1 pseudogene is annotated in these 800 nt (G+C 69.4%); it reads right to left on the reverse strand.

The window, feature by feature from the left end:
- Positions 1-800 (reverse strand): annotated as a pseudogene (locus RF644_RS18685) (pyruvate dehydrogenase (acetyl-transferring), homodimeric type); the annotation flags it as partial.

Here is an 800-nt window from a genome sequence, read left to right on the forward strand (position 1 = left end):
GTGGGGAAGAACGAGTCCATGCCGAAGGTGCGGGCCTCGTCGGGGACGATGGGCACGATCCGGTGGCCGAAGTCCTTGCTCCGCATGAGATCCCGCAGGACGCGCACGAAGGCCATGGTGGTGGCCGCCATCTGCTTGCCCGATCCCTTCTTGCCGGACCGGTAGGCGTCGTCGCCGGGCAGCACCACGGGGGCGTGCCGGGCCCGGCGCGTCGGCAGTCCTCCACCGAGCTCCCTCCGGCGCTCCAGCAGGTACCGGATCTCCGGGGCGTCGGGGCCGGGGTGGTAGTAGGGAGCGCCGTAGAGGTCGTCGTCGATCTGCTCGTCGGTGATCGGGATGCGCAGGTGGTCGCGGAAGGCCTTGAGGTCCTCCAGGGTCAGCTTCTTCATCTGGTGGGTCGCGTTGCGCGCCTCGAAGGAGGCGCCCAGGCCGTAGCCCTTCACCGTCATCGCGAGCACCACCGTGGGCTTGCCCCGGAACTCGGCGGCCGCCCGGTAGGCGGCATAGACCTTGCGGTAGTCGTGGCCGCCGCGCTTGAGGGCCCAGATCTCGTCGTCGGTCATATCCGCGACGAGCTCCTTGGTCGTGGTGGACCGGCCGAAGAAGTGGTCGCGGACGAACCCGCCGGACTCCGCCTTGAAGGTCTGGTAGTCCCCGTCGAGGGTCTCGTTCATGACCCGGACCAGCTCGCCGTCCGTGTCGGCCGCCAGCAGGGGGTCCCACTCCCGTCCCCACAGCACCTTGACCACGTTCCAGCCGGCGCCGCGGAAGAAGGCCTCGAGCTCCTGGACGATCTTGCC

It is taken from the genome of Kocuria sp. CPCC 205258, assembly GCF_040981005.1.
Taxonomy (GTDB): Bacteria; Actinomycetota; Actinomycetes; order Actinomycetales; family Micrococcaceae; genus Kocuria; species Kocuria rosea.